Genomic DNA, 18,007 nt, shown 5'->3' on the forward strand with positions numbered 1-18,007 from the left:
TTCCAGCTTCCAGCTTCCAGCTTCCAGCTTCCAGCTTCCAGCTTCCAGCTTCCAGCTTCCAGCTTCCAGCTTCCGTCAGTGATATGGTTTGCGGGCTACTTGAATAGTCGGTGGTCTGCCCCAATATGCGAGGGTCTTGGCGTTAACGCCCCATCTTTCAAAATCGAACTTCCAAGGATCGCTCATGGCCGAACCGGCGCTGTCCATCCGTGGCCTGACCAAGGTCTACGGCAATGGTTTTGAGGCCCTCAAGGGCATCGACCTCGATGTGGCCCAGGGGGATTTCTACGCCTTGTTGGGCCCCAACGGGGCTGGCAAGTCGACCACTCTGGGGGTGGTGTGCTCGCTGGTGCAGAAGACGGCCGGCCGGGTCTCGATCTTCGGCATCGATATCGACACCGACTTCGCCCGCGCCAAGTACCATCTCGGCGTGGTGCCCCAGGAATTCAACTTCAACCAGTTCGAGAAGGTCCTCGACATCGTCCTGGCGCAGGCCGGGTACTACGGCATGTCGCGTCGCGAGGCCGTGCCGCGTGCCGAGCAGCTGCTGAAGGATCTGGGACTCTGGGACAAGCGCAACGGCAGTGCGCGCATGCTCTCGGGCGGCATGAAGCGTCGCCTGATGATCGCGCGGGCACTGATGCATCGCCCCCGGCTGCTGATCCTCGACGAACCTACCGCCGGCGTGGATATCGAACTGCGCCGCAGCATGTGGGAATACATGCGTCACATCAATGAGGTGGAAGGCACCACCATCATTCTGACCACGCATTATCTGGAAGAGGCCGAGAGCCTGTGCCGCCACGTCGGCATCATCAATAATGGCCATATCGTGCGCGATACCAGCGTGCGCAACCTGCTCGCCGAGCTCAACACCGAAACCTTCCTGCTGGATCTGGCGCATCCGGTCGAGCAGCCTCCGCAGGTGGAAGGCTTCGACGTGCGCCAGGTCGATGACGCCCAGCTGTCCGTGATGGTGCAACGCGGTCAGCGGCTCAATGATGTCTTCACCGCCTTGAGCGAGCAGGGTATCCAGGTCATGTCGATGCGCAACAGCGCCAACCGGCTGGAGGAAATGTTCGTTTCCATGGTGGAAGAGAGCCAGGCTGACGCGGATCACAACACGGAGGCAAGCGCATGAACGCCACACAGATCGCCATCGCGCTCTGGACCCTGGTGGTCAAGGAAATCAAGCGCTTCACGCGCATCTGGCCGCAGACGCTGTTGCCGCCGTCGATCACCATGGCGATGTACTTCATCATCTTCGGCAATCTGATCGGCTCGCGTATCGGCCAGATGGATGGCTATACCTACATGGACTTCATCGTCCCCGGGCTGATCATGATGTCGGTGATCACCAACAGCTACTCCAACGTGGCCTCGAGCTTCTTCTCCAACAAGTTCCAGCGCAGCGTGGAAGAAATGATGGTCTCGCCGATGCCCAACTGGGTGATCCTGGCCGGTTTCATCATGGGCGGCATGGCGCGCGGCCTGGGTGTCGGGCTGATCGTCACCATCGTCTCGCTGTTCTTCTCGCAGGTCGAGGTGGCACACCCGGTGTTGACGCTGGTCGTGGTGGTAATGACCGCCGCTCTCTTCGCCACTGGTGGCTTCATCAACGCCCTGCTGGGCAAGAAATTCGATGATATCTCCATCGTGCCGACCTTCGTGCTGACGCCGCTGACCTATCTCGGCGGGGTCTTCTATTCGATCTCGCTGTTGCCGGCCTTCTGGCAGGGCGCGTCGATGCTCAATCCCATCCTCTACATGGTCAATGTCTTCCGCTATGGCTTCCTCGGAGTCTCGGATATCCCCGTGGGCTGGGCGCTGGCGGCCATCATTGGCTTCATCGTGGTGCTGTTCGGCATCGCACTGTGGATGCTGGAGAATGGCAAGGGAATCCGCAGCTGATGAACGACCGTCCCGACTCCCTGGCCTATGCGCCCCTGGGGCGCGAGTCCGCCTATCCGGAGCAGTATGATGCCGGGCTGCTGTATCCCATCGAACGGGCGGTGAACCGGGCGCCACTGGGCATCGAGGCGGGCGCCCTGCCATTCGTCGGCGAGGATGAATGGCATGCCTTCGAGCTCTCCTGGCTGAATGCCCGCGGCAAGCCGCGGGTGGCGGTGGCACGTTTCCGGCTGCCGGCCGAGTCGCCGCGACTCATCGAATCCAAGTCCTGGAAGCTCTATCTCAACAGCTATAACCAGAGCCGTTTCGCGAGCCCGGCGGCGGTGCGCGAACAGCTGGAGAAGGACCTGGCCGAGGCCGCCGGTGCCCCGGTCAGCGTCGAGCTGTTCGGTGTCGACGCCAGCGAGCTGATGCCGCAGCGCCTGCCCGGCGAGTGTATCGATGAACTGGACATCGCCATTGATGACTACACGCCCAGCGCCGAGCCTCTGGTGGTGGGTGACGAGATCGTCGAGGAGACGCTGCACTCCCATCTGCTCAAGTCCAACTGCCCGGTGACCGGCCAGCCCGACTGGGGCAGTGTACTGATCCGCTATCGTGGACCGCGTATCGACCGCGAGGGGCTGTTGCGTTATCTGGTCGGCTATCGCCAGCATCAGGACTTTCATGAGCATTGCGTCGAGCATATCTTCTGCGATCTGATGGCGCGTGCCCGGCCCGAGCGCCTGCTGGTGCTGGCGCGCTACGTACGTCGCGGCGGGCTCGATATCAGCCCCTGGCGGGGCACGCTCGGCGAGATACCGCCCACGCCGCTGCGGTTGGCGCGCCAGTAGAGCAGGGCCCGCGCCCAGCACCGACCATACCGAGGAGGACCGCGTGATGGACGCACTCACGCTACTGCACGAACGCAGCTCCATGGGCAAGCTCATGGGGCCGGCGCCCAGCGCCGAGCAGCTCGAGGCCATGTATCGGGCCGCCCTGCGCGCGCCCGACCACAAGGAACTGCGCCCCTGGCGCTTCATCGAGTTTTCCGGCGCCGGGTTGGAGCGCCTGGGCGAGCTCTTCGCCCAAGCCGAGCTCCGCGAGGACCCGCATGCCGAGGATGCCCGTCTCAACGGCGCGCGCAAGAAGCCCCAGCGGGCACCCATGGTCATCGCCGTGATTGCCCGGGTCACGCCCGACGAGCCCAAGGTGCCGCAGGTGGAGCAGATCCTCTCCGCAGGCTGTGCCGCCCACTCCCTGCTTCTGGCAGCCCATGCCCAGGACCTGGGGGCCATGTGGCGTACCGGCCAGTATGCCTTCGACCCCACCGTGCATGAGGGGCTGGGGCTCGCCGAGGAGGATGCCCTGGTCGGCTTCATCTACCTGGGACAGCCCGGTGGCCGCCCGCGTCGACTGCCCGAGCATGATACGGCCGACTTCGTGGAGCGCTGGACGTGATCGAGCGCCGGATCGGTGAAGCGCACCCGCGCCTGCCACTGCCGGCCAATGGTCAGGAAGACGACCCGGCCGCCTTCCTCGCCTGGCTTCATGATGCCATTCCGCTGGCCGGGCACCTGGGGATTCGCGACATGCATCGCCAGGGCGACAGCCTGAGCTGGCAGCTCGCCCTGACGCCCAATCTGAACGACAAGGGCACCGGCTTCGGCGGCTCGCTGACGGCCCAGACGACGCTGCTCGGCTGGTGCTGGGTCACACTCTGGCTGCGTCGTCAGGGCATCGAGCGTGACGTGGTGGTCGCCGAGTCCCGGCAACGTTTTCTCGCCCCGGTGACCGGCGACTATCGGCTGACCTGTACGCCCGAGGACGAGCAGGGCAGGGCGACGCTCGCCGCCAGCCTGCAGAAAGGCGGCAAGGGCCGCATCGCCCTCGTGCAACAGCTCTGGTGCGGCGATACTCTCTGCCTGGAGGCCCGCGGCGACTACGCCGTGCTGCCCGAGAAGCCCGCCTGACGCCGAAAAATCCGACTCAAACCAAAAATCGGCTTGCATTCGCGGACTTAAGTCGCTATCGTGTGCGCCGTTCTCGAGACAAAGAGGCCGCCATGCGCAAACCTGGCGCCACTCGTTTCGGGAATCACAATGTGGAGGGGTGTCCGAGTGGTCGAAGGAGCACGCCTGGAAAGTGTGTAAGTCGAAAGGCTTCGAGGGTTCGAATCCCTCCCCCTCCGCCAGAACAGCAGAAAAAGCCGCCAATCGAGGCGGCTTTTTCTTTTTCTGTATTCCTCCCGCCCATATGAGTCTGGCTTCCACTGGCCTTCCCAGGATCCTGTTGAGCAGTGTGTCCCTCGGCCGCACTCAGGCTTGCCTTTTCTCGAGGCTGTTGCCTCCAACATTGGTCGGTTATCGCTAATCCAGCCATGACATGCAGTACCTCTCTCAGGTAGTGTCGACCTAAATGTTATGAGAACGACTAGGCCCGGGAATTGGCGATGTCAGATTTTTCTTCAAATGCATCCATGATGCAGGACGGCAAGCCCCTAGAGCGTCAGGATGGCCGGGAACTGCGTGTTCCCGCTGCTCGTGCACGGCGAGCGGTGCATCAAGCGCCTGCAGCGTGTCGCCGGCGGCACCTGGCTGCTGATCAGCGACAACCCGCGCTATGAGAAGGAATTGATCAAGCTGCAGGATATGAAGGGTGTGAAGGGTGTGAAGGGTGTAGAGATCCTAGGGCGGTGTGAGATTCGGATTTGAAAAATAAATTAAGGATTCGTAGTAGCTCAATAACTATTAATGAATTGCTTGTGACGCAAGGGAGGGGTTATGAATCAAGCTTTAAATGTTTTGACTGGCAACTTTCCTTTTGAAGGTGTGATCATTGAGAAACTGATGATCCACCGTGTATTTGCGCCAGCTGAGGATAAGACTAGGGTTCCGCCTGCATAAAAAGCATTTTATTAATTTGAATGCTGAAGAGAAGTCGGCTCTTCAGAGCCGTGTAACTGCTGCACTTGGCAATAGGTCCCATGGCATTGAGATGAGCATTGATCAGGCGGATGAAGGGAGTTTTTTTCAAATTGCAGCAGAAATGCTGCACTGTGAAGCAGACCGCTTTATTGAGCTTTCAGAGGTGTTAGCAAACAACCTGACGGATGCTCTGACGAGAAAGATACCGGGCGGAGTTATGGCGATTATCTCTGGGCGGGTTGGTGAGCATGCCAGGCCGTTTGTTTCAGTGATAAAAGCAGAGTTTCAGGATGGATTTACCACTGAGTCTGTAGATGATCAAACGGTAGCTTTGAATTATGTTAGAGATATTTTTCTCACTGAAACTCAGAAGCTCTATAAGATTGGTTGTTTAGTTGAGGTTGTTTCGACTCCCCCAGAAGATGGAAAGTATGACAAGTCAAATTATAGAGCGTTTTTATTCGATCACTTGCTAACCAGTGTTGAGACGCGAACGGCAGCTTCATATTTTTATAATACTTTTCTTGGCATGGGGATTAGCTCCTCTTCAAAAAAGCTAACACAAAATTTTTATGAGTATACTGTTGACTACATCAATTCTCTAGATGTTGATGAAGACAAAAAGTTTGATTATGTCGAATCGTTGAGGGCAGAGCTGAAAAGTCAAACTGCTGTTGTTAGCTCAGCAGATTTTGCCGAAAAGTACCTTGAAGAAGGTCACTCTGAAGCCTATGTTGATTATATGAAGGATCGAGGCTTTCCGCAGGGCGGCGTTGAAAAGGATGTAGAGTATATTGAGTCTAAGCTCAGGAAGAAAAGAAAGGTTAATTTTACTTCTGGCGTTTCCATCACGGGACCCTCTGACGACTTCCAGGATTTGGTTACAGTAGAGGAGCGTGGTGAGAACGATACTTTAGTTAGGATTCAGGGGATCGTAAGTGGCCTAGGATGACTACTGAAGAAGAGTTTTCAGAATACTTGGAGTCCATCAGGCCTGCTTTGCAGGCTTGGGGAGACTATGTCAGTGAAATAGTTAAGAATGAAATCTCTTGCCGGCTAGGCGCTCTGTCTCCCCAGTTTTTAAAAATTGACGCTATTCCAAGAGTAAAAGCCGTTAATTCCGCTTTGAATAAAATAAGCATAAAACGGTATGATGATCCTAAGACGCAGATGACGGATCTCGTTGGGGTAAGATTCGTTGTCCTTACTACAGATGATCTATTTCTTCTCGAAAAAATTATCGAGCATCAAAATTGGAGTTGGAAAGTATCGAAAGATTTTGCGCTCGATATAGAGGTGAATCCAAAAGTATTTGACTACCAATCTAAACATTACGAAGTTCGGCCTAAAGAGGAATTTGAAGTCGATGGCGTAAGGGTTCCTGAATTTATTTGTTGTGAAGTTCAAGTCAGGACTCTGCTTCAGCACGCGTATGCTGAGCTAGTGCATGATAATATCTATAAAGCTAAAGGCGTGGTGCCTTCGTCAGCTGAAAGATATGTTTCAAGAAGCATGGCTTTGATGGAAACCACGGATGAAATATTTTGTACTGCTTTGCAAAAGCTTCAGGAGGAGAACTATAAGCGGGATTCCGTGATAAAGGACTTGGAGAAAGTTTTTGCAGAAGACTTTGGATTGCAGGTTGCTGAGCCTGACAGACAGCTGCACTTTGCGATTTTGGAAAGTTATGCAGATGCAGTTGAAGAGTTTTCTTCTGAGAAGCTAAGAGAGATTTTCGATAATAAGAAATTCATTAGGCATTTTGTTGAGGATCGTTATGGAGAGTTTTATTTCTTTAGGCAGCCGATCGTTCTCTTTGTATATTATGTCATTTCAGCTTATGGCATGAACTACTTTTGGAGTAACTGGCCGCTTTCAGTTTATAATAAAGAAGTGAAATATGTGGCTAGTGATCTTGGTGAATCTTTTACTCCTCATGGGCGCTGAAGAAACAACCGGACATTATGTGCGGCCGCTTCGCTCTCTATAGCCCTTATCCCAAGCTCTCCCAGGCCCTGCGCTTGCCGCTGGAGCCGGGAGAGCTGACGCCCCGCTACAACGTGGCGCCGGGTACCTGGGTCACGGCGGTGCGCCATACCAGCGATGATGCTCCATAAATGATAGATGGTGTGAGGCGCTTCTATTCCTGTTTGAACGTATTAAATTATTGAGGTTTTTATGGCCTATCGCCACTTGATGAAGTTTGGCTTGGTTGCTGGCTCGGTTTGTCTTTCATTTTTTTTTCTCCCCCCGAGCGTTATAGCCAAAGAGTCATATGTGCTGGATGATAATCTATCGGTTATTCCATACTTCTTAGAAGGAGATGAAAGTTATGAGGTTGCTGATCTTTTGTCGAGCTTCATGCAGCCTGAGAGCAGCAGCAATGGGTTTCCTTGGGACACGATGGCTAATAGTTCGATCTCTTGGGATCCAAATGGCGTGCATTATGAGGATAGTGGTGCCTTCAGGAAGGGTGTCTTAAGGGTCAATGTAATGGATGGAGTGTCCACCCTTCTGAAGAGTAAAGTTGCAGAGCTTTTTTGGACAATTCAATTGAGCACTGAAGAGAATCCAAATTTCGGTGCTAATTGGTTGTACTTGAAGCCTGGTGGTGGGGAGTTTTCTTGCTTTGGTCCGGATAGTACTATGTGTTCTTTCGATATTGAAAATTCGCTTAAAAATAGCCCGTTATCTTATGAGAAGGGTGAAATATGCAATCCAAGCAGCCAGATGATGCATGATTTTTTTCATATAAGAAAGGATGGGTATAGAGACTTGTATGTGATTCAAGAGTGGAATGGCGGCTCGGGTGGTGCTACTACAACGCTTTACGCAACTATGGCTGAAAGCATGCTTCCCACTAATAAAGAACCTTGCCGCTATTGAGGTATGGTGCTAGCTCATTGCAGGGTCTTGTGTGCTAGATTAGCTATGCAAGTTATCCATTTCTGGCTGCCATGTAGCTTCACAAGAAGCTTATCTTGTAAACACCTGAGCTATAAGCCCGCAAACCATCAAGCTAGATTGTCCGCCCGACCCACATGGCCTTTACTGCATGGTTTCCAAACCAAAAAATGATCGCGCCATGCCTAGCTGAAGGGGATCTTGCAGGATACAACCACTATCGCAGCGAGGCGACCAGCTTGTGAATATCGATCATCAGACTGGCTGCTCCGGCGTCACCTGCTCGCTGAGCGGATTACACGCTGGCTCATGAGTATGCGTCACAACCGCTAGGATACGATAACGCTAACTTGATCGATGTGGAAGTTCACTGCCTTCAGGCAAGGGCCGCTTATTCGAGGTATTCATTTACTGTCGATTTTAGCTGATCCCTGTGTTGGAAGAGGTCACTGACGGAGCTTATATCGATCCGGTTTTCTTTTTTGTCGTTGAAGAATCCAACCCGTTTGACTGACTTCGCATTAAAATGGAAACGGCAAATGGGTTTTCTGTTGTTGTCGTCAAGCAGAACTGCGCAGTAGGATTTGGCGTCGCGCATGGCTATGCGACTGACATCGACCTGTTCTGCTAGCAGTGAGCGAACGATGTTGTAGGCATCAATCTCTTCCTGGGTGGTGATAATGCCATCGTCATCGGGTTGAGAGTCTTGTGACGTGTTGTCGGGCGTGGAAGCGGCCTGGTTCGCTTCAACATCATTGCTCGCAAGGGCGCCACGCAGACGCTGTGCTACTTGCTCTTTGATGTAAAGCCGCCCTGCTTCTTTGATGATTGGTGTGAAATCGTCAATCACCTGGCGAGTCTGCCGGCCATCGTAGACCTTGCTCACTATATATTTGACATATTCTTCTGGCGTGTCCTGGAAGATTTCATCAATAGCTTGCTTGGCAAGGTTTGTATATTTCAGGCGGTTGGCCGTGCCAAGTATGGCGTTGACATCGAAGTTCGGCTTCGTGAACTTCTTCAGCTCCTCAATGTCCTGCTCATTGAAATCACTAAGGTCAAAGGTGAAGAAAGGTCGGTTGTCGAGCTTGTTTTCAGAGTCCAGGTCAGAATAAAAGCGGTATTCAAAGCCGTTTGTGAGAATGGCAAATTTGGCATCTGTACAGGCAAAGTAGCGGTACAGCTGGCTGTATTGGACGCTGGAGAGGTTGGTCCCGAGAGGTTTGCACTCCACGAGAATTGAAAGGCTGCCATCCGTGCGAATTGCGTAGTCGACCTTCTCGCCTTTTTTGGTTCCCACATCGGCAGTGAATTCCGGAACCACTTCCCGAGTGTCAAAAGGGTCGTACCCCAACGAGCTAATGAAGGGAAGAACCAAGGCTGTCTTGGTGGCTTCCTCGTTCTTGATATGGTCAACCTGATCTTCACCACGGCAAGCGATACCGTGGAGTTTTTCACTTAACTCCATGTTGCCTCCCTGCGTATTGTTGTAAGTAGAGACTTAGAAGTACATTACTAGAATTTTTATCAGACTGCCAAGTGGTTTGATGTTAAATAAGATGTTTGTTTATTAGTGATTTTGCATCATTCGTCATTGTGGAATTTCCGTAATCGTAACATCACAACGTTGCCCCTGCTCTGAGGGACTCGTTCCGGGGCAGGGCTTTCCGCTAGCGTTCGAGGATATGTGGAGCCTTGTGTGGCCAGCCTGTCGTCGGGGTGCGCAGGGAGAAGTCGGTCAGCGAGAGGCATTCTCAGCCGATGAAGCTACCCAGTTCGTCGCGCAGACGTTGCAGTTTCTGAATACGTGGATTGAGGCTGTCCTTCCAGTGGGTCGAGAGGGCCTGCCATTCCTCGGCACTCAGTCTGGGGCCGGCCTGTATGCCTCTGAAGGGGCGTCGGTTTCCTCAAGTGGCATGCTGACGCTCTGCGCGGCTCGGGTGATGGCTATATAGCGGAGTACTACGGCGGGGGACTGGCGATGATTGCCGGCATTGCGTCTTGAGCCGATCAGGCCTTTGGCTTCATAGAAGTGGACCATGGAGAGCGGGACTCCGCTTCGCTTGGCCACCGGGGCTTCATCAACTATGTGAACAGTGCTGATGTGGCACATCAGATTGCCGAGGAAATCCACTGGCAGGGCGGCGAAGCCCGTGCGTTGCAGGCTGATGGGAGGGATGAGGCACAGCTGCTCGGGAGGTTGTTTGATGAGCCGGCGTGATCACGGAGGCGTCGATGTGCTGGATAGCTTCAACCAATGCCTGGCGCAGGATCTGGGGCCGTACGGCATCACCATTGTCGCGCCGGGCATGGTGGAAACCGGTTGCGACCCGTGATGCGCCGGCAGAGTTCAAGGAGTTGATCAAGACGCAGACGCTTCCCCGGCGTATTGCTACACCTGAGGATGTGGTTCACAGCATTCGTTATCTGGTCAACGATGGCAGTTCACATGTCACGGGTACCTACACGCCGATTTGCGATGGAGCCTACCTTCCATAAGGATATGAGTATCCTTATGGCAAGATCGCGGTGCCGGCCAGTGTCATGAGGATCACGGCAAATCGGTGCTTTTGGTTCGTGGCCGGCATGTTTGGGGAGTGCACGCATGGCAGTATCTGACAACAACACCCATACCTTCGACTATATCGTGGTGGGGGCCGGTACTGCCGGGTGCCTGCTGGCCAACCGCCTCAGCGCCGATCCGGCGAATCGGGTCCTGTTGATCGAGGCCGGTGGCCGAGACAGTTATCACTGGATCCATATTCCGATCGGCTATCTGTACTGCATCAACAATCCGCGTACCGATTGGTGTTTGCGTACCGAGCCTGATCCCGGGTTGAACGGTCGCTCGCTGATTTATCCGCGGGGCAAGACATTGGGTGGCTGTTCCAGCATCAATGGCATGCTGTATATGCGGGGTCAGGCCCGTGATTATGACGGCTGGGCCGAGTTGACCGGGGACTCCGCCTGGCGCTGGGAGAACTGCCTGCCCGACTTCATGAAGCACGAGGATCATTATCGTCTGGATGAAGGAGGTGATGCCGATGATGTGCATCGTGACTTTCACGGCCATGGCGGTGAGTGGCGTGTCGAAAAGCAGCGCCTGAAATGGCAGGTGTTGGATGATTTCGCCACCGCCGCCGTGGCAGCCGGCATTCCCCGCACCCGCGACTTCAACCGCGGAGACAACGAGGGCGTGGACTATTTCGAGGTCAACCAGCGCTCGGGCTGGCGCTGGAACACGTCCAAGGCCTTCCTGCGGGGCGTCGAGCAGCGCGGCAACCTGACGGTCTGGCACTCCACCCAGGTGCAGGGACTCGAGGTTTCGACGAACGATGGCGCCAAGCCCCGCTGTGGTGGCGTCACGGTCGAGCGTGCGGGGAAGAAGGTCGTGGTGACGGCGAGTCGCGAGGTGGTGCTCTCCGCTGGTGCCATCGGGTCGCCGCAGCTGCTGCAACTCTCAGGGATAGGCCCGGCGGCGCTGCTTGCCGAGCATGAAATCCCGGTGGTGGCCGATCTTCCCGGCGTGGGGGAGAACCTGCAGGACCATCTGCAGATTCGCGCGGTCTACCGAGTGAAGGGGGCCAGCACTCTCAACACCCTGGCCGGCTCCTGGCTGGGCAAGGCGAGAATCGGTCTGGAATATGGCCTCAAACGCTCGGGCCCCATGAGCATGGCGCCTTCACAGCTGTGTGCGTTCACGCGCAGCGCCGAGCGCTACGAGCATCCCAACCTCGAATACCACGTTCAGCCCCTGAGCCTCGAGGCCTTCGGCCAGCCGCTACATGATTTTCCGGCGATTACCGCCAGTGTCTGCAACCTCAATCCAACCAGCCGGGGGAGGGTACGCATCAAGAGCCGCGATCCTCGCCAGGCACCGGCTATCTCCCCCAGCTACCTGAGCACGCCGGAGGATCGCCAGGTCGCCGCCGACTCGTTGAGGGTCACGCGCCACATTGCCGCCCAGCCGGCCTTCGCCAAGTACGCGCCCGAGGAGGTCAAGCCGGGGGTGCAGTATCAGAGCGACGACGATCTGGCACGGCTGGCCGGCGATATCGGCACGACCATCTTTCATCCGGTAGGAACGGTGCGGATGGGGCATGAGTATGACCCCATGGCCGTGGTGGATTCCCGTCTGCGGGTCAGAGGCGTTCAGGGATTGCGCGTCGTGGACGCCAGCATCATGCCGACCATCACCAGCGGCAATACCAACTCGCCGACGTTGATGATTGCCGAGAAGGCCGCTGGCTGGATTCTGGGGGGACACTGACATGGCCAAACGGCGGAGACGCATGGGGCTGCGTTACTTCGATTGGGCCTGGCTGGTCAGCCGTCGGATCCAACAGGTGTGATCTCCACCGGCGCTCTGCCGGTCAGGCCTTCACCTGCCTCAACTCCTGCCATTGCGTCGTCCACCTCGGCGAGCGGTGCGCGCAGCGTAGCTGCCAGGCGGCGTTCTGTCGGGGCACGCCGAGGCGTACCGTGCCCTTGCCCATCCGCTCGTTGAGGGTATCCAGGGTGGCCATCAGCTGGTGGTCGCGGTCGCGCTGTTCGGCGCGCTCGGGGGAGTCGAGCAACGAGAGCTGCTGTCGATTGGTGTCCACCAGGTCGAGCAGCATCACGCCGGCCTTCATGAAGCGATAACCACGACGGTAGATCGCCTCGAGACCCTGCTGGGCAGCGGCCAGAATGGGGCGAGTGTCGTCGCTGGGTTCGGGCAGTTCGACCACCACGCTGGGCGCGTACTGGGGCAGGTCGGGGCGGTGGCGGTTGGTCTTGAGGAAGACCAGCACGGCGCGGGCCTGGCTTGCCTGCTGGCGAAGCTTCTCGGCACCGCGCTGAGCATGCTGGCGGATGGCTTCCCGAAGCTCGCCCAGCTCGCCGGTCAGGCGGCCGAAGGAGCGTGAGGTCATGATGCGATCCCGCGGGCGGTGCTCGTCGTTGAGCTCGAGGCAGGGCGTGCCCTGCAGCTCGCGCACGGTCCGCTCGAGGGTGACGGAGAAACGCCGGCGCATGGCGTGCGGGTCGCTGTGGCGCAGGTCCCAGGCGGTGTGGATGTTCTGCAGGGCAAGCTTCTCCGCCAGCCGGTGACCGATCCCCCAGACATCACTGACCGCGGTGCCGGCAAGGATGTGTCGCGTCGCGGTGCTGTCGGCCTGCATGACACAGACGCCGGCGTACTCGGGGAGCTTCTTGGCGGCACGGTTGGCCAGCTTGCCCAGGGTGTGGGTGGGGGCGACGCCCACGCAGACGGGGATGCCGGTAAACTGTCGTACCCGGCGATGGAGGGTGCGAGCCAGGGCGTCGATACCGGCGCTCTCGAAGCCATCGAAGTGCACGAACATCTCGTCGATGGAGTAGGGCTCGACCCCGGCGGAAAACTCCTCGAGCACGTTGCGGACCCGCGCGGACATGTCGCCATACAGCTCGTAGTTGGAAGAGAGCAGCTGGATATGCCCCTGATCGTGCCATTGCTGCAGCTCGAAGGCCGGAGTGCCCATTTCCACCCCCAGCGCCTTGAGCTCGCTGGAGCGCGCGATCACGCAACCGTCATTGTTGGACATGACCCCCACGGGCCGTCCCTCCAGCCGGGGCTGGAAGACGCGCTCGCAGCTCACGTAGAAGTTGTTGCAGTCGATCAGTCCGATCATGGCAGGGCTCATACCGGGAATTCGTGGATGACGGCGCGCACCACGCCCCAGACCTGACAGTCGAGGTCCGCTACCGGGATGGGGGCATAGCGGCTGTTGCCGGAGCACAGGTAGGGACGACGGCCGATCATTTCATAGCGTTTGACGATCACCTCGCCGTCGATCAAGGCGATGACAATGTGCCCGGGATGCGCATCGATGGAACGGTCCACCACCAGGGTATCGCCATCATGGATGCCGAAGCTTTCCATGCTGTCGCCGCTGACGGTCATGAAGAAGGTGGCGGCGGGGCGCTTCACCAGTCGTTCGTTGAGATCCAGGGTGCGTCCGACATAATCCTCCGCGGGCGAGGGGAATCCGGAAAAGCCGGCACGAATGGTCGCCAGCGGATGCGGCAACGGGCGGTAGGGCGGTGCCGGATGCGGGTGATGGATAGGTACTGCGCACATGAGCCCTCCTCTTGCGATTTACTGTTTATATATACAGTATTCGGCAAGAAGGGGCCATCAGGCAAATGCTGATACACACAAGCCGCCAACGCTGGAACGCGTCACGAAAGGGAAATCCGGCCACTGCTACAATGAAAAGGTTCCGGTCGTGAGCAGGTCAGCCATGTTGCGTGGTCCCGTGATCCCGGCATGCCCTGCCACAGGGCGAGTCGCGGTACGGCGCGCTGATGGGAAGCAGAGTGAGGGAGAGGCGATGAAAGGCATCCTGCTGTTGGGAATACTGCTGACGGTCGCGCCGGTGTCGAAGGCCAGTCTTTACGATGCCATCGATACATCGCGCGCCTATGAGTGCTTTCGTCTGGCCAGTGGCAAGATGCTGGGCAACTGGATACGTGTGGAAGCCGACTCGCTGGCCGCGGCCGAGGCGACCGCACGAGCACACTTTCAGACATCGGGTGGACCGGTGGATGCGGTTCGCTGTTATCTCGTCTACTGACGCGACGACCGCTCACGACCATGACGCACCGCAAACCTCATCTCCCCACCAGAATCTGCTCAGTCTGCGAAAAATCCTTTGCCTGGCGCCGGAAGTGGGCGCGTGACTGGGGAAACGTCATCTACTGTTCACAGCGGTGCCGCCGCCAGGCCCGAGCGAGACATTGAAAGACCAAGCGCTTCATGGAGCACGCCTTTATACCACCTGCGTGAAGCTCAAGGACCCGAGCCACTATCAAGGATATGGTTTGGTAGGGCTCGTCTGTAGGCATGTAACCATCGCTCAAAATGGTGCCACGTCATCGTCACTCTTCCCGCATGGCCCTGGCCAGCATGTCGGTGATGGGCTTGCCCACGTAACTGGCAAAGCTGCGTTCGCCGGTGCGAATCATTACCTCCGCTGGCATACCCGAGAGCAGTTTCATGTTGTCGGACATGTCGTCTTGGCCATCTTCCGTCACGCGGATTCTTGCCTTGTAGTAGCGTGCTCGCGTGGCTTCATCCTCGAAACTATTGGCGCTAACGTGAACGAGCTCACCGTCGATGACATTGGACAGGCGCTGGTTGAACGCGCTGAAGCGAATTTCTGCTGGCTGGCCAATGTAGAGGTGGTCAATGTCATGGTCTGGCACCTTCGCCTCGACGATGAAGCCTTCTCCGGCGGGCACGATGTCGAGCAAAGGATCACCACCGCGAATGACGCCCCCCAGGGTGTGAACCTTGAGCCCCACCACAGTACCGGCGACCGGCGCAATGATCTCGGTACGGCGAAGCTTGTCGTTGAGCGCCACGAGGCGCTCTTCGGCATCGGTGACCTCAGATTGCACCTGGCGGAGTGATTCCCCGACCTGCTGTTGAAACTCTTGAAGGCGAATCTGCTTTTGCAGTCTGTTCTCGCTGATCTGTGAGCGTAGACGAGCTACCTCGGCAATTTGTCCGGCGTTGTCACTCTGATACTCAAGGCTTTCTCGCTCCATCTCACGCATTCGTTGGCTGTTGATCAAGCCCTCGCGAAACAGCTTGCGGTGATTGGCGACATCGCGGTTGAGTGAGTCGATCCGTCGTTGAGTGATGGCCTGGGTATTCTCCAATCCCTCGATTTGCTCGTTCATCTGCACGATCTGCTCATCGAGTGCCGCCAGGGTACCCTTGAGAGACTGTTGACGAACCTCGAAGAGACGGCGCTGCACCTCAAGTACTTCTTGGACCCGTGGGTTAGTGGCGTTGAGCAGGGTATCGGGGAAAGTCAGGGTGTCGGCATCGCTGTATTCTGCCAGCAGCCGAATCTCGCTGGCTCTGGCGATTAGATATTCTGCTTCGACGATATTCTGTTGTGAGCGTGCCTGTGTGTCATCAAGCACCATCAGTACATCACCGGCTTCGACATGATCGCCATCCTCGACTCGGATCTCTTCGACAATCCCGCCTTCGAGGTGCTGGATAGTCTTGGTGAAGCTTTCCACCGAGACCGAGCCTGGAGCGACTACCGAGACAGCGAGGTTAGCCATGACCGACCAGCTACCAAAGCCGCCGAAAGCAACTAGTAGGACCGCGAGACCGAGGCGTCGGTATTTCGTATCGTGCAGGGGGAGATCATCGGTAGGTCCTGAGGGTGCCGGGTGCTTGTCAGTCATTGTGCAGTCTCCTCGCCGCCGTCATGGTGGCCTCTGGCGCTAGGTCTCAAGGTGGTCACGCGCTGTGTTCCAGTTGCCGAGATTTGGCGCCCGCGTGCAGTATCGACGCGAGCCGCTGGTGGGACGCGGAGTGGCGGCGCGAGTGAGACCACTTCACCGTCGTTGAGGACCATGATGCGATCGACCTGCTGCAGAAGGCGCTGACGATGAGTGATGATCAGTGCCGTGGTGCCTTCCTGGCGAAGTCTGTTGAGCGACACTGCCAGTGCTTCTTCGCCGCTTTCATCAAGGTTGGCATCGGGCTCATCCAGCACTATCAGTACCGGCCGCCCATAAAGTGCACGTGCCATGCCGATTCGCTGGCGTTGACCCGCCGATAGCGAACCGCCGCCGTGGGAGATCCAGGTGTCATAGCCCTGGGGAAGACGAAGAATCATGTCATGAACGCCGGCCCTTTGTGCTGCCTGCACGACCATCTGAGCATCGACCTCCTGAAAGCGCGCGATATTTTCGGCGATAGAGCCATCGAACAACTCGATGTCCTGAGGAAGATAGCCGATGTGAGGTCCTAATGCCGTGCGATCCCACTGACCGATGTCGGCGCCATCCAGGCGTACGTTGCCCAGTTGTGTCGGCCATATCCCGAGCACCACCCGAGCCAAGGTGGATTTGCCGGCAGCGCTGGGGCCGACCACGGCAATATGCTCACCCTGGGCCATTTTCAGGTTGATGCTCTTGAGTGTGGGCAATCGTTCACCGGGAGGGGCGGCGTTAACTCCCTCGAGGCTGAGTTTCCCCTTGGGCCTGGGCAATGGCATGGAGGGAGCGTCCGCGGGAATCGCTTCGAGCAGCTCTTCTAACCGCGCTCGAGACGTGCGTGCACTGCTGAATCCCTTCCAGCCATTGATCATCTGATCGATAGGCGCAAGTGCACGTCCCATGAGGATCGAGCCGGCGATCATCATACCGGGGGTCAGGTCGCCCGTCAGCACTAGATAAGCACCGAGCCCCAGAATCAGTGACTGAAACATCAATCGCAGCACCTTCGAGGTGTTGGTCAAGAGTCCGGCGCGATCACTTGCCTTGGATTGCAGCACCAGATAGTCGCGATGTCTGGCGCTCCAGCGGCCCTGTATACCTGGCAGCATTCCCATTGCATGGAGCACTTCGGCGTTACGCAAGTTGCTGTTGGCGAGGTCCTGGGACAGCACGTGCTGGCCATTGGCATCGGCCAGCAGTTTTTTGGTGGTTTTCTCGTTGATGATCGCGATGATGGCCAGAACCAGCCCCGCACCAATGGCGAAGAAACCAAACCATGGATGAAAAAGCGCGAGAACACCGATGTAGACCGGAATCCAGGGGGCATCGAAGAAGGCAAATAGCCCGTTACCGGACAGGAATTGGCGCAGGGTAGTGAGATCATTCAGTGGTTGAGCAGAAGGCTGGCCGGGTGTAGTCAGGGAGCGCTTGAACATGGCGCTGTAGAGCCGTGGGCTGATCAGGACATCCAGACGGTTGCCGACTCGGACTAGAATTCTCGAACGCAGAAGCTCCAGAGCCCCCATCACGATGAATAAAAAGACCACCACCAGGGTCAGCATAAGCAATGTTTCTTGACTGCGAGTAGTAATGACGCGGTCATAGACCTGAAGCATGTACAGAGGAGGCACCAACATCAGCAGGTTGATGAACATGCTGAAGAGACCGACGTGCATGAAGCTCTGTCGGCAATATTTGAGCACTTTTTTCAGGTCATTTTCTTCACCTGGAGTCGCCATCTTCCTGCTCCATTATTCTGTTGCCTGTTGTGATGACTGGCGCCGAGGTCAACCCGTTCCATGCTCTTATCAGGATGTTTGATGTCCAGCGGCCGACAGTTTTCGGAAGGGGTTAGCTCCGTAGGGTGTTGTTTTTTCTATAGCCATGTCGGCAGTCCAGAGATTGCCGGTCCGCTGTCTTTAGAGGTTAATTATAAAAATAAATATTGCAAGCAAATATTGCCCCTTGTTTCGAGTGACTGTTCTGCAGAGCGAGGCGGCTTTATTTCAGCGCTTTTT

The 18,007-nt window shown here is 56.8% G+C and carries 22 protein-coding genes and 1 tRNA gene; 16 read left to right on the forward strand and 7 right to left on the reverse strand.

Annotation, left to right across the window (positions count from 1 at the left end; all coding sequences use genetic code 11):
* Nucleotides 1-184: 184 nt before the first annotated feature.
* From HHA01_RS14180 to HHA01_RS14230, 11 genes are all read left to right on the forward strand, one after another.
* Nucleotides 185-1,141 (forward strand): ABC transporter ATP-binding protein, encoded by a 957-nt coding sequence (locus HHA01_RS14180; RefSeq protein ID WP_141321854.1) that lies wholly within the window; start codon nucleotides 185-187, stop codon nucleotides 1,139-1,141.
* Nucleotides 1,138-1,911: an ABC transporter permease gene (locus tag HHA01_RS14185; RefSeq protein WP_141321856.1), complete on the forward strand. Its 774-nt coding sequence runs from the start codon at nucleotides 1,138-1,140 to the stop codon at nucleotides 1,909-1,911. Before HHA01_RS14180 ends, HHA01_RS14185 begins: the two co-directional genes overlap by 4 nt.
* On the forward strand, nucleotides 1,911-2,744 hold the full coding sequence (queF, locus tag HHA01_RS14190; RefSeq protein WP_141321858.1) for an NADPH-dependent 7-cyano-7-deazaguanine reductase QueF: 834 nt from the start codon (nucleotides 1,911-1,913) through the stop codon (nucleotides 2,742-2,744). The genes HHA01_RS14185 and queF overlap by 1 nt, the downstream gene beginning before the upstream one ends.
* Nucleotides 2,745-2,790: 46 nt before the next feature.
* Nucleotides 2,791-3,351, forward strand: a complete 561-nt coding sequence (locus HHA01_RS14195) for a nitroreductase family protein (RefSeq protein WP_141321886.1) — start codon at nucleotides 2,791-2,793, stop codon at nucleotides 3,349-3,351.
* On the forward strand, nucleotides 3,348-3,863 hold the full coding sequence (locus HHA01_RS14200; RefSeq protein ID WP_246053918.1) for a YiiD C-terminal domain-containing protein: 516 nt from the start codon (nucleotides 3,348-3,350) through the stop codon (nucleotides 3,861-3,863). The genes HHA01_RS14195 and HHA01_RS14200 overlap by 4 nt, the downstream gene beginning before the upstream one ends.
* Before the next feature lie 133 nt (nucleotides 3,864-3,996).
* Nucleotides 3,997-4,084: transfer RNA gene (locus HHA01_RS14205), tRNA-Ser, on the forward strand.
* 319 nt (nucleotides 4,085-4,403) lie between these two features.
* A complete protein-coding gene (locus HHA01_RS14210) occupies nucleotides 4,404-4,604 on the forward strand; it encodes a S24 family peptidase (protein WP_141321862.1) in 201 nt (66 codons plus the stop codon).
* A gap of 145 nt (nucleotides 4,605-4,749) precedes the next feature.
* Nucleotides 4,750-5,769: a nucleoid-associated protein gene (locus HHA01_RS14215; RefSeq protein ID WP_141321864.1), complete on the forward strand. Its 1,020-nt coding sequence runs from the start codon at nucleotides 4,750-4,752 to the stop codon at nucleotides 5,767-5,769.
* Nucleotides 5,766-6,764: a GTP pyrophosphokinase gene (locus HHA01_RS14220; protein ID WP_141321866.1), complete on the forward strand. Its 999-nt coding sequence runs from the start codon at nucleotides 5,766-5,768 to the stop codon at nucleotides 6,762-6,764. Before HHA01_RS14215 ends, HHA01_RS14220 begins: the two co-directional genes overlap by 4 nt.
* 17 nt (nucleotides 6,765-6,781) lie before the next feature.
* Nucleotides 6,782-6,934, forward strand: a complete 153-nt coding sequence (locus tag HHA01_RS14225) for an SOS response-associated peptidase family protein (protein WP_174787740.1) — start codon at nucleotides 6,782-6,784, stop codon at nucleotides 6,932-6,934.
* A gap of 61 nt (nucleotides 6,935-6,995) precedes the next feature.
* Complete coding sequence (locus HHA01_RS14230; RefSeq protein ID WP_141321868.1) at nucleotides 6,996-7,703, forward strand: hypothetical protein; 708 nt, start codon at nucleotides 6,996-6,998, stop codon at nucleotides 7,701-7,703.
* A 409-nt stretch (nucleotides 7,704-8,112) separates the two neighbouring features.
* On the opposite strand, the gene HHA01_RS14235 is transcribed toward HHA01_RS14230, so the two are convergent.
* The 3 genes from HHA01_RS14235 to HHA01_RS15090 all read right to left on the reverse strand — a co-directional run bounded on the left by HHA01_RS14235 (nucleotide 8,113) and on the right by HHA01_RS15090 (nucleotide 9,834).
* Nucleotides 8,113-9,189: a type I restriction endonuclease gene (locus tag HHA01_RS14235; RefSeq protein WP_141321870.1), complete on the reverse strand. Its 1,077-nt coding sequence runs from the start codon at nucleotides 9,187-9,189 to the stop codon at nucleotides 8,113-8,115.
* A gap of 286 nt (nucleotides 9,190-9,475) precedes the next feature.
* Nucleotides 9,476-9,604 (reverse strand): MerR family DNA-binding protein, encoded by a 129-nt coding sequence (locus HHA01_RS15085; RefSeq protein WP_373862951.1) that lies wholly within the window; start codon nucleotides 9,602-9,604, stop codon nucleotides 9,476-9,478.
* Nucleotides 9,583-9,834: a MerR family DNA-binding transcriptional regulator gene (locus HHA01_RS15090; protein ID WP_373862952.1), complete on the reverse strand. Its 252-nt coding sequence runs from the start codon at nucleotides 9,832-9,834 to the stop codon at nucleotides 9,583-9,585. Before HHA01_RS15090 ends, HHA01_RS15085 begins: the two co-directional genes overlap by 22 nt.
* A gap of 94 nt (nucleotides 9,835-9,928) precedes the next feature.
* Between HHA01_RS15090 and HHA01_RS15030 the strand changes: the two genes are divergently transcribed.
* Together HHA01_RS15030 and HHA01_RS14250 are read left to right on the forward strand one after the other, a co-directional pair.
* A complete protein-coding gene (locus HHA01_RS15030; RefSeq protein WP_281285706.1) occupies nucleotides 9,929-10,057 on the forward strand; it encodes a hypothetical protein in 129 nt (42 codons plus the stop codon).
* A gap of 269 nt (nucleotides 10,058-10,326) precedes the next feature.
* Nucleotides 10,327-11,991, forward strand: coding sequence for a GMC family oxidoreductase (locus HHA01_RS14250; RefSeq protein WP_141321872.1), 1,665 nt, complete (start codon nucleotides 10,327-10,329; stop codon nucleotides 11,989-11,991).
* Nucleotides 11,992-12,094: 103 nt separating this feature from the next.
* Here the strand turns inward: HHA01_RS14250 and HHA01_RS14255 are convergent, their stop codons facing one another.
* A complete protein-coding gene (locus tag HHA01_RS14255) occupies nucleotides 12,095-13,372 on the reverse strand; it encodes a Y-family DNA polymerase (RefSeq protein ID WP_141321874.1) in 1,278 nt (425 codons plus the stop codon).
* Nucleotides 13,373-13,380: 8 nt separating this feature from the next.
* Nucleotides 13,381-13,821 carry a LexA family protein gene (locus HHA01_RS14260; RefSeq protein ID WP_141321876.1) on the reverse strand — a complete coding sequence of 147 codons (441 nt, stop codon included), beginning with the start codon at nucleotides 13,819-13,821 and terminating at the stop codon, nucleotides 13,381-13,383.
* A gap of 253 nt (nucleotides 13,822-14,074) precedes the next feature.
* On the opposite strand from HHA01_RS14260, the gene HHA01_RS14265 reads away from it, so the two are divergent.
* Nucleotides 14,075-14,317 carry a hypothetical protein gene (locus HHA01_RS14265; RefSeq protein WP_141321878.1) on the forward strand — a complete coding sequence of 81 codons (243 nt, stop codon included), beginning with the start codon at nucleotides 14,075-14,077 and terminating at the stop codon, nucleotides 14,315-14,317.
* 20 nt (nucleotides 14,318-14,337) lie between these two features.
* Nucleotides 14,338-14,484 carry a DUF2256 domain-containing protein gene (locus HHA01_RS14270; protein WP_141321880.1) on the forward strand — a complete coding sequence of 49 codons (147 nt, stop codon included), beginning with the start codon at nucleotides 14,338-14,340 and terminating at the stop codon, nucleotides 14,482-14,484.
* A gap of 137 nt (nucleotides 14,485-14,621) precedes the next feature.
* On the opposite strand, the gene HHA01_RS14275 is transcribed toward HHA01_RS14270, so the two are convergent.
* The gene (locus HHA01_RS14275; RefSeq protein ID WP_141321882.1) at nucleotides 14,622-15,950 is read right to left on the reverse strand and encodes an HlyD family type I secretion periplasmic adaptor subunit; all 1,329 of its coding nucleotides are present in this window, start codon (nucleotides 15,948-15,950) and stop codon (nucleotides 14,622-14,624) included.
* On the reverse strand, nucleotides 15,947-17,728 hold the full coding sequence (locus HHA01_RS14280) for a type I secretion system permease/ATPase (RefSeq protein ID WP_141321884.1): 1,782 nt from the start codon (nucleotides 17,726-17,728) through the stop codon (nucleotides 15,947-15,949). The genes HHA01_RS14275 and HHA01_RS14280 overlap by 4 nt, the downstream gene beginning before the upstream one ends.
* Before the next feature lie 81 nt (nucleotides 17,729-17,809).
* Here HHA01_RS14280 and HHA01_RS14870 point away from each other — a divergent pair.
* The coding region (locus tag HHA01_RS14870) for a hypothetical protein (RefSeq protein WP_218023817.1) at nucleotides 17,810-18,007 on the forward strand (198 nt) is incomplete at its 3' end.

This window comes from Halomonas halmophila, assembly GCF_006540005.1.
Lineage (GTDB): Bacteria > Pseudomonadota > Gammaproteobacteria > Pseudomonadales > Halomonadaceae > Halomonas > Halomonas halmophila.